Origin of the sequence: Chryseobacterium sp. BGARF1, from assembly GCF_001677955.1 — a bacterium.
In the GTDB taxonomy this organism is placed as follows: Bacteria; Bacteroidota; Bacteroidia; order Flavobacteriales; family Weeksellaceae; genus Chryseobacterium.
Genome location: NZ_LELA01000035.1, coordinates 1 through 10,754, shown reverse-complemented (window position 1 = coordinate 10,754; position 10,754 = coordinate 1). Strand labels below are relative to the sequence as shown.

The 10,754-nt window shown below is 33.1% G+C and carries 10 protein-coding genes; 4 read left to right on the top strand and 6 right to left on the bottom strand.

The features are described 5' to 3' along the window. Positions 1-138: 138 nt before the first annotated feature. On the bottom strand, positions 139-573 hold the full coding sequence (locus tag AB671_RS06480) for a helix-turn-helix domain-containing protein (protein ID WP_066681341.1): 435 nt from the start codon (positions 571-573) through the stop codon (positions 139-141). Positions 574-685: 112 nt separating this feature from the next. Here AB671_RS06480 and AB671_RS06475 point away from each other — a divergent pair, with 112 nt between their 5' ends. The 4 genes from AB671_RS06475 to AB671_RS06460 are packed head-to-tail and all read left to right on the top strand — an operon-like array spanning position 686 to position 6,210. Beyond that, complete coding sequence (locus AB671_RS06475) at positions 686-1,762, top strand: hypothetical protein (RefSeq protein ID WP_066681343.1); 1,077 nt, start codon at positions 686-688, stop codon at positions 1,760-1,762. Between the two features lie 27 nt (positions 1,763-1,789). Further along, a complete protein-coding gene (locus AB671_RS06470; RefSeq protein WP_228390997.1) occupies positions 1,790-2,284 on the top strand; it encodes a DUF4280 domain-containing protein in 495 nt (164 codons plus the stop codon). Positions 2,285-2,296: 12 nt separating this feature from the next. Beyond that, positions 2,297-5,047: a hypothetical protein gene (locus AB671_RS06465; RefSeq protein ID WP_066681347.1), complete on the top strand. Its 2,751-nt coding sequence runs from the start codon at positions 2,297-2,299 to the stop codon at positions 5,045-5,047. 17 nt (positions 5,048-5,064) lie between these two features. Next, the gene (locus AB671_RS06460) at positions 5,065-6,210 is read left to right on the top strand and encodes a hypothetical protein (RefSeq protein WP_157444150.1); all 1,146 of its coding nucleotides are present in this window, start codon (positions 5,065-5,067) and stop codon (positions 6,208-6,210) included. A gap of 281 nt (positions 6,211-6,491) precedes the next feature. On the opposite strand, the gene AB671_RS06455 is transcribed toward AB671_RS06460, so the two are convergent. Genes AB671_RS06455 through AB671_RS06435 form a run of 5 tightly spaced genes read right to left on the bottom strand, consistent with a single transcriptional unit; the run spans position 6,492 to position 10,587 of the window. Next, on the bottom strand, positions 6,492-7,946 hold the full coding sequence (locus AB671_RS06455; protein WP_066681349.1) for a geranylgeranyl reductase family protein: 1,455 nt from the start codon (positions 7,944-7,946) through the stop codon (positions 6,492-6,494). A gap of 3 nt (positions 7,947-7,949) precedes the next feature. Next, positions 7,950-8,978: a polyprenyl synthetase family protein gene (locus AB671_RS06450; RefSeq protein WP_066681350.1), complete on the bottom strand. Its 1,029-nt coding sequence runs from the start codon at positions 8,976-8,978 to the stop codon at positions 7,950-7,952. A 5-nt stretch (positions 8,979-8,983) separates the two neighbouring features. Then, complete coding sequence (locus AB671_RS06445; RefSeq protein WP_066681352.1) at positions 8,984-9,673, bottom strand: hypothetical protein; 690 nt, start codon at positions 9,671-9,673, stop codon at positions 8,984-8,986. Continuing rightward, positions 9,624-10,274, bottom strand: coding sequence for a hypothetical protein (locus tag AB671_RS06440; RefSeq protein WP_066681357.1), 651 nt, complete (start codon positions 10,272-10,274; stop codon positions 9,624-9,626). Before AB671_RS06440 ends, AB671_RS06445 begins: the two co-directional genes overlap by 50 nt. Positions 10,275-10,293: 19 nt before the next feature. After that, positions 10,294-10,587, bottom strand: a complete 294-nt coding sequence (locus AB671_RS06435) for a hypothetical protein (protein ID WP_066681358.1) — start codon at positions 10,585-10,587, stop codon at positions 10,294-10,296. Between the last annotated feature and the right edge of the window lie 167 nt (positions 10,588-10,754).

The following is a 10,754-nucleotide window of genomic DNA, read 5'->3' as shown; positions in this document are numbered from 1 at the left end:
GGTGTTGCCATAATTAAAATTACTCTTTTTATGAAAACACTCCTTAAATTTCTAATATCAAATGTCCACTTTTTGCTGACGATTTACAACTTCGATAATAGACTTGTCTATCCAATCCGGACAATCCACAGGTAAAAACTACAGTTTCTTTTTCTGTTCTGCGGAAGCTATTGATTGTGCGGATGCGGAGTTTTTTCGGATATTAATTTGATATTCGCTTTCCGCCAAATCAATCATCATATCGAAGAAAATTGCCTTTTTATCGGCAATGTAGGCTTGTCTTTCAAGCAATGCTTTTTGTTTTGCGAGCAATTTTACTTCAGCCTCTAATTCCATAATTCTTTGTTCAGGAGTTTTTTGCATAGAATTCGGTGTTTGATTGTCCCAATCAAAGTTACCATATTTTCTAAGCCAAGTCACAATTGTCGATCGGGATTGTATCCCATATTTCTTACGGCATTCTGTAATTTCTAAATTACCGGATTCAATTTCTTTTACAATCTGAAGTTTTAAACTCAAACTGTAATCTTTCTGAGTACGCTTCACATAAAGCGTCTCTAATTGTTCTTTCATAACGATTCTTTTTTTGTATCGCTATTTCAGGACTAGACAAACTAAAAACAAAAAAAGGCACAATTCGATTTACATAATTTTTTGTAATTTAGAATACCAAAACACAAAAAACATGATGATTAACCTTGTCAACCCTGACCAAACCCTTGCCGAGCTTTGTGATGAACTACATATTGAAAATCCTGATTATCTGCGAGACTTTCTCAATAAAAACTGCCATCCGACTGAACGTATAAAAGAAAACAGTATTGGCGGGAAAAGAATTTTGATTCCTGACAAACAGCAAATTGCAGAAATCAATCACGAAATCAGGAAAAATAACGAGAGTTATTATGATTTTCCTGTTGGAGGTAAATTTCCGTTCGCTTTTGATTTGTGGGCTGGAACGTATATTGTTTCGCAGACAACTTATTTAAATGACGAAATCAAAAATGTCTACGAACAAACAATCCGTTTGGATTTTGAAGCGATAGAAAATACTAATTATCATTTTCAATTTACCGCTTTTGATTTCATAAAAAACGGAGAAACTTCTGACAGCAAAGCTTCAACATTATCGGAAATGTGTATAGAAACTATTTATCCAATAAGAATAACTATAAATTTTCAAGGGGAAATTATTGATGCAGAACTCACAAAAAAACCTAAGCAGATTTTTTCAGAATTAGAAAAAGTAAAAGAGTTCTTCACAGATGATTACGCTTTCAGTTATATCGAAAAAATGAAAAAAATTCTTGAAGACCCGAAAGAAGTTTTCCGAAAGTTTACAAACACTTTATTAAATAATTTTTTGTTCGGTTCATTTTATCAGGCAAAATTACGAGTTTGGACAACCTCGCAAGCTTATAATGACTTTTATCACTGGATTCCTGATGCACAGCCTATCTGTTTTGAACTTCAAAATACACTTTGTCCCAAAGAAAGCCTTGATGATGAATTCATAAAAATCAAACAGAAAGGAATTTCCTTCGATTACAGAAGTCTTGAAGATTTATTTTTAACGGATTCCGAATATGAAAAAGATATTTCAACAAGTGAAAACTCGATAGATTGTGAACACTTTGCCGAATATGTTTTCAGCAGGAAAAACTATTCGCTACAAAGAATAGAAGCTACTTTCCTTAATTTTGTTAATGAAAATGTCGAAAAAGAAATCTTTTTATTAGAAAGAGTGACAGATAATTTTTAATTTTGAATACACACCAAACACAACAATATGATGTCAGAAAATTCATCCCCACACGACGGCAAGTATTTCGTTATCCCAAAAGGGAAAGCGATGTGCGATAAGGGAACAAAATTTCCCAACTTTAAAGTGACTTCTCATCAGAAACATTACTGGAACGATGAAGAAGGAGAATCCGATTATTTGGCGGTAACGGAAGACGATGTTACGTTCAATCCTCCTGCAACTCCGTTTGGAAGCTGTAGTGTAAAAAACGGCAATCCCTGTGCTTTTGCACCTGCTGGAAAATGGCAGAAAACCTACGATAAAGTAAAAGTTATGGGGAAAAGCTGTGTAACTGAGGTTTCTGAACTGATGTGTGCCACAGGCGGAAAAATAACCGTGATGAAGCACGGACAAACTTCTGCAATGACCAAACAGAACGTGAAAAATGCTGATCCGAAAGAACAGCAGAATATCAATCCCTTGCTTGATTATAAAGAATTTCAACAGGAGCAGGACGATGATTTGGAAGTTTGTAAATAAAAGCACATCAATATGGGAAAATTAACAATAATAGGAAGTGTCAATCCTGTGATAGGACAAAAAGAAATGTACTCCGTTTCTTCGATGAATGATGATTGGCTGAATCCATTGAACAACACCTATAAAAATCCTTTACAGGTTACCAAAACGTATTGGGAAGTTATGGTGCAAACCAAAACGGGCTGGAGGAAAGGAGGAAGCGATAAACAAGGACAAACCGTACCGTATACTTTCGGGCAGAAAAGCCTGATGCACAAAGGTATAAAAATTATCGTTCAGCAGGGAGAAGATAAAGGTGAGCTTATTGTACATCCGCAAAGGGCAAAAGAACCGAAAATATCTAATGTTGAACTTTTAGATGCCAATTATAAACCGATTCCCAAAGGAAAGAAATTAAGTTACAGAGATACCATTATTGCAAGAGCATTTTGTGTGGAAATGTTTAATATGCAGGTTTCTTTTACGCTTTGGGAAGATGATGCCAAAGGAGAAGGACACGACCCTATAAAAAATGCCCTGAATAAAATCAACAGTATTCCTTTGTTGGCTACGGTTAATATAAAAGGTATTGCAGAAGCTGTTTTCCAATTACCTTTTTATACGATGGCTGTACAGATTGCCAATGCACGAATTGCATCTGGAGACAAAAACGAGGGAGCGGCGCATGAATATTATGTAACCGCCGATGTGGTAAACAAGAACATACAAAAAGCCAGCGCAAATGTTAATGTAACCAACCCGACATACAATCCCGAGCCGCCAAAAAGGCAAAGAACTTTACCTCAAAATACGCCACCACCAAAACCAAAACCTCCTGCTGAAAAAACAAAACCAAAACCTGATTCTTCAAAGTTTCCTGTAACCACAGGTGGAAAAAACCAAAGTGACGGACAGGGAAAAATACTGAGTGCCGAATTTGTGGATAAAAACGGAAACAGGCTGCATTCTTCTAAAGTAGGAAGTAAAGTAATCATGAAGATTACCGCTCAAAACATGAAAGGTAAAACAGTAAAGGTAAAAATATGGGAAGAAGATAACTTCACATGGACGAACGATTTGATTTTTGAAAAAGATTATGTTTTAGTTGGTGATGCTAATTTCGTATGGGTACAACTTACCAAAGAAATGTTTAACAAAGCCAAAGACAGCGGTGGTGATAGTAGCAGACAGGATTATTTTATAGAAATCATCCACAATGAAACTTCCGTTACTTCTTCTTTAATGCCTGTAAGTGCAGATGCAGAACCTACAAAAGTACCGAAAGGAAAAAGTGTAACGGTTATTGAACCGAAGCAGGAGAAGAAAGAGGAGAAAAACGGATGTCCAAATTGCAATAAACCAATTACATTAGAACAGATTAAAAAAATATTTCCAGATTGTAAAGATGAAACAAAACTTAAAGATGTTTTAAATGCATATAATAAGTATATGGAAAAATTTCAAATGAATACATGCTGGAACAAAGCGCACTTTTTTGCTCAAACGAGAATAGAATCAGGAACATCATTAAATTTTAAAAATGAAAGTTTTAATTATTCTACTAGAAGACTTACACAAGGAGATTACAATGCGGGATTTGTAAAAGGGAATTTAGCAAAAAAGATTCCTGGTTATCATACTTCAGGTAAATTTAATGGAAGACCTTTTTCTTATTTTGATAATCATCATGATGAAGCAGAAAAATATGGTAGAAAAGATGTGAATAAAAATAATGATGGTTTGATTCAAAAAGCTAATTCAAAAGTGATAGCAAATTTAGCTTATGGTCCTCAAAGTAAAAAAGGAAAAGAGCTGAAAAACACAACAGAAGGAGATGGTTGGCTTTATAGAGGAAGAGGTTTTATACAGCTAACTGGAAAAGTTAATTATAGTGCATCTAATAAATACACACAATTATATGCAAATGTTGAAATAATTTCTCAAGAAGGTGCTGATAAAGTGGGTGCCAGTGCGGAAGTAGCAATGATTGCCTGCATGGGTTATTGGGTTGCGGATGAAAGAAAAATCCAAACCAAAGCCAATGGTCAAAAAAACACTGATGTTATTTCGAAGCTAATTGGCACAGACGTTGATTGGGCTGGAAAGAAGAAAGCATTTCAAGAAATAACATCTGAACTTTTTAAAGTTAATGATTGCATCTATGGGAAAAAAGATGATACTACAAAAAAAGGAGATAAAAATCAATATGATATAAACATAGATGCTTTTACTGTTACTAAAGTGTTTTCAAAACCTGATAGCAAAGAATATGAATATAACATCTTTATTGGTAAACAAAAAATTAAAACATATACGATTACAAAAAATAATCATGACTTATTACCTTTTCCAGAATCTGGATCGAATTGGGGAAGATTCGGAACACGAGATAAAGGAGGAGATAATTGGGTTAATGAAAAAGTATGTGCAGCCTTGTTAGGATTTTTCTATTCTTTACCTAAAAATGGATATGGAAAAACTCTTTATTTTAATGATATTTCTGCAAATGATGGAAGAAATATTGGACATGCAGGACATCAATTAGCAGGAAATGATGTAGACATTCGCTATCCCGGAAGTTCAAATGGTGGCCAAACTTTTTGGAGAGATGCGATGAAAGCCTACAAAGACGAAGTTGAATTTGTTACAAAATTAGAAAACATAATATCTGTAGGCGTAAAATGGAAATTCATCAAAAATTACGCTTATAAAAAAGGAATTAGAAATACTACAGGAAAAGCAACTGGTGTTCATCAAGACCATTTCCATTTAGGATACAGATAATCAATAATTTTATGAAAATGAAAAAACTTATATTAATATTATTCGTAGCAACTAATTTAGTAAGTTGTCAAAATAAGAAAACAGAAGACCAAATTGAAAAAAAAAACATGGATATAGAATTAATAAAAAAACACATGAAACTTCAAGAAAAAATTGAACTTTCCGAAAATGACACCGACGTTTCTCATCAATATCGATTAACAGATACCGATATTGAAATTGGTGGGGAAGTAGTTTCACAAGGGATGAAAAATAACGGTTATATAATTCCCGACAATGAAACTTTTACAAAAAAAATAAAAGAAATATTTGAAGAAAATGAAGATTGTAGCTGTGTCGGTTCAAGAAAACATAATAATTTCACAACCTATTTTGTTAATTCCAATAAAGAACAAAATATACTAAAAACCGAATATGACTATACTTATGACCATATTTTTGTTTTTCAGCAATACAAACTAATATCTACATTACCATTATTAAATGATGTAGTAAGTATTAATGGTAATCAACTTAAAATAAATTTAGACCAGAACACCATTGCGCGGAATAAGTTTCTATTCGGTAAAAATAAAGGGGAATTAACATGGCTTTTATTTAATGATAAGGAATTTCTGAAAACTCTTCTCGTTTATTTTGGCTATGATAAAGAAGAAAAAATTAATGAGTTAGTTTTAAAAGATTTATATAAAGAATATTCCGAAGAATCTCCAAATGCAGAAGAGAAAATTGGGAATGTATTTTTTGTGAAAGATTGTGATGGAAAATTGAAAATAAGAAAAAATATTTTAAAATATGTTGATAAAAAAACAACCAAAGACGATAATAAATATATATCGGCTCTATCAGAATATATTGTTTCTATACTATATTCACAAGACGTAAAATCTTCTTTTACTGATGATGAAAAAGCAGAAATTGTAGCAAATATTTCAAATATTGAGATTCCTAAAATGAATAAATTTAAAACTGAAGACACAAACGTTTGGAATGCAAAAGCAAGTACATTATTTTATTTGCAAAGTGAAAACGCAATGAACCATCCTGAAATATTAAGCATCCTAAAAAAACACAATTATTTTGGTTTTGATTTTTTAAAAAATTACATAGAAAGCGGGCAACTTCAAGATGAAAATCCTACTTCGCCACAAGGAGATGAATAAGAGTTTAGCCATTAAAAGAAAAACTTAACAAAATGAGTGTACTAATCGTGATACTACTTTTTTATAAACCTGCATAAATAGGATGTAGTACACTTTCTGTATCGGAAAGTAACCTACGTTTTATCTATTTTTAATTACAACAATTAAATCTTTTAAAAATTCCAAGTTCTTAAACTATTTTAAAACCCTTCTTTGCTCTCTTATTAAGCTGTAATTAACTAGTAACATCTAAGTTAAAGAGTATAATAATTCCCTTATAGCAAATGTAATAAATTCGATTTTTATTTGGATTTGATACTGTATTTGGAAACGCTAATAACTTTCTTACCAATTTGTGAAAGCCAGTCGATATTGTTGTCTTTATTATTAATAAGTTCGGAAGAGGTTTTTTTGAGATAATTGAGCAGGATTGTACTGTCACTCAAAATAGCATTCGGATCTTTAAGTTTATCAAAAAGATAAGTCTGTGCAGAATCGCCACCCTGAAATAGGATTTTTAGAACAAAATCACTGGTCAATGCTTTAAATGAAGGAAAAGTTCCTTCTGAGATCCCTACAATAATTTGAGCAAACTTTTTGTCCTTTTTTGCTCTGGCAACGAGAACATCCACTGCAGTCATCCATAATGGCAATAAAGATTTATTACGCGGAAAATGTACAATAAGATTTGAAAAGGCAAGGTCATACCCCAATTCATCATCTAATCTTTTTTTATATCCAGAAAGAGCTTTTTCGGAAAAGTCATTTTCAGCATGGCAAGAAGTAATTATTTCTGTAGCCCATCTTGCGCTAAGCAAAGCATACTGAATACCATCACCGCTTAATGGATTTATAAGTCCCGCAGCTTCACCTACAAGTAAGGTTCTGTTTCCGGTGACAGGTTTTTGGGCATCGTAAAACATTATGGGCCAGCCTTCTATTTTATTTCTTAATTTTCCGTTTCCTATACGTTTTTTGATATCTTTATTTTCGTTGATATGTTTTGTTAATAAGTTTTTTATTTGTGATTGCTGAGTAGGAAATGTTTTTGATAAGGTGGCAAGTCCTATATTAGCTCCATTTTTACCTTCCGGGAAAAACCAATATATTCCTGGAAAATTGTCTTCGATGAAATATACATCCATCCTATCATTGGGTCCATTTACATTATCGTAGTAGGCACGTAAACCTACAAGCTGATAGGTCTCGTCTGTATCTTTTTTAAGAAGTTTTCTTCGAATAACCGAACGACTACCATCAGCTCCTACAATTATTTTTGAGACAAATTGAATTGTTTTTTGATCTTGTTTTGCAAAAACTACGACCTTATTATCATATATTTTATAGTCGATAACTCTACAATTTTCCTGATATTTTGCACCAGCTTTTTTAGCCGTTTCGTAGATAGAATTATCTAATTCTAATCTTGGAATAATATGTGCATGGTAAGGTAATTCTTCAGGAAGAGCCAAATCTACAATAGCATGATTATCTTTCACGAAAAGACCAACTTTGGTAATTTCGTTGGCAGATTTAAAAATTTTAGATTTTGTAATTCCCATTTTATCCAATTCATTTATTGCAATCGGACTTACACCATCACCACAAACTTTGTCTCTCGGGAATTTGTCGGCTTCTAAAACAATAACATCCAAACCAGCTTTGGCAAGATGGTATGCAAGAGCACTTCCGGCAGGTCCTCCTCCAGAAATGATGACATCACAATCATAATTTATTTTTTCACGGATCTGTAGCATAGCTTAGTAATTTCTATTGATCATATACAAAATGATATTTTCTAAAAAATCTTTATCTTCGGATGTGGGTAATTGTGAAAAATGGGTATAAAATTCTTTGAGAGCAGCACCTGCAAGAAATTTACTGGTATTTTTAGCTTCTTCTATAGAGTTATATCTGTGCATTAGCTCCAAAATATACTGAGCTGCATCTTGTTTTCTTTCTAAAATAGGAAACGAAAGATAATTCTGCAGAAAACGTTTTTCTTTCGGTGTACAGTTTTCCATAAGATGAATTAACATCAATGTTCTTTTTCCCTCCAAAATATCTCCGCCAATTTCCTTTCCATATTCTTCTTCATTGGCTACCAAATTCAGTACATCATCCTGGATTTGAAATGCAGCTCCCATAAAATATCCCAATCGATTAAATTTTTTTTTATCAATATATCCTTTAGTTCCTATTAAGGCTCCAATTCTTATCGGATGCATACAAGTATACCAACATGTTTTTTTAAGTATCATTCTGAAATAATCTGCCTCGGTCAAGTCTATCCTATTTTCCAGCCGCCATCCCAGTTCCATGGCCTGTCCTTCTGTAGATTCGGTGACTAAGTTTTGAATTTCAAGAAAAATAATTTCAGAAAGTTTTTCACCAAGTCTATATTTATTTTGAAACAGCGGATAAAGTCCCAAAGCATTCATCGCATCTCCCACATTTATCGCAATTGCTTTGTTGGTAAGCTGATGCATAGTAGGCTTGTTTCTGCGATTAAAACTTTCATCTTCCACATCATCATGAATAAGAAACGCATTGTGTAAAAGCTCTAAAGTTATAGCCGAAAATTCGGCATCTTTTACACTTCCCCCAAAAGCTTTACAGGTAGCAATACATAATCCGGGACGGAATCCTTTTCCACCTCTATCAGGATAATCGTGCATCAGATTATAAAGATATTCTTTAGGCTCCTTATTAGGTATAAAAGTATGGATTCCGGAAAGCGTGAGTTTCCCGTACCGGCTAAGCATTTCTTTCATGAGGGTATTATTCATCAGCTCTATTCTATTTGTAGGGAAACGATTATTTTTATTTTAGGATTGTATTTGTCTGTAATTAAAGTATGATAAAATCCCGGAATTGCCGTTTTGGGAATTTTGATATTAATAATAACTTCTGCAATTTTTTTCGCCTTTAAAGATAGCACCCCAGGCACAATACTAATATTTCTCGAACTTATTTTAACATTATTCGAAGCCGTAAGATCACTTTTAATAAAATGAAATTTGGTACTGTTCTCTTCATCCGAAAATTGCAACTCAAATTTTGCTGTTTCGCCTATTTTAAATGGTTTTTCTGCTTCCAAAATAATGGTTTCAGAATTATTGGATGAAGATCTCTTTTGTTCAGAACTTTTACTATTAACAGCTTCAGGCTTACTTTTTTCTATAATTCCGTTTAATTGTTGTGTGAGTGCAGCAAAAGCATCTAAAAAAAGATCGAGAGCTTCATGCGTATCTCGTCTGATCCTATTGATCAATTCGTCCTGATTACTGCGGATCTCTTCTACATTAATCAGTTTGCTTTCCAGATTTTTAGCTGCCAAAATTCCCGCTGCAATTTCTTCTTCCAAAACATTTACTGCAGAACTTACAATTCTGTGAGCATTACTCATGATATTATCTCTGTCAGTCTCGGTCTCAGGTTTTGCTTTCTGGTTTTTTGTCGGATTGGTTTTTCTTGCTGACATTTGTGGTTATTGGTTTTTCTATAGTGAGAATAATGGTAAAGTAAGCCGGCTCAAAACCTACTACTTTTACATGGCTAAAATAAGTCCCAAGTTTTGAAGCTTTTGAAACCGGGCACGAAATATCAATCGTTATAGATTTTTCGGGTTCTAATTCAAAACTTTGAGGAGAAAATTTTGCACTTATTTCCGGATTTTCAGTTTGATCATCTATATTTAAGAAAGAAGAATATTGTAATTCACATAAAACGGCTTCAGATTTTGGGTTGTCTAGTACAAATTGTAATGTGATTATTTCTCCCGGTTTTACTTTTCCTGAAAGCGTAAAAGAAGAGCCTGTGCTGCTTTCTTGCGATGGAGATAAAATTTGATTCGTGACCGAAAATCCAAAATCGACAAGTTTAGCATAATATTCAAGATTTAATTTCACAATTCCATTAAAAACATCAACAACCAGATCTTTATCGATATTGGTAATTTTCTTGGCATTTCCTGCTTCTTTCAAAAGCCCGATAACGTCTATGCTTTTATTAATGTAGTTCCGGTTGATATCTAAAACCTGTTTGGTAATATCTTCCATATTTTTTGCCATATTAATTGCCATAATTATAGATTTTCAGATTTTAGTTACTTTTTGGGGAATCACAGTAGAAATGATTTTTCCAACTTTGCCATTTTCGTTTATATTTTGCCTCGTCAATAGGTGAAAACACAGCTGCATCGTGATCTTGAACAGAAAGTGTGAGTAAAATATTCTGATTATACTCATTTTCTCGAATAACTATCTCCGCTTGATAATTAGTATTGTTAAATTCGGCAAGATTAATTTCCATAAAAATCCTTTCACTTTGGTTAGGTGCTAAAACTACTTTTCTTTTTTTAAGAACAGGCTGTTCAGGAGCAAGATTTCCATCCAAATCTTTTAACTCACGAATTCCTATCCGATAAGTTTTGGTAATAGAACAAGTGTTTTTTACAGTAAACGGAATGATAATTATTTATGTATATCCGTTTTTCATCATACCGCTGTAATGTTAGCAATAATGAGCCTATCGAATAGTTTATCTGCAAAATATCTTCGATT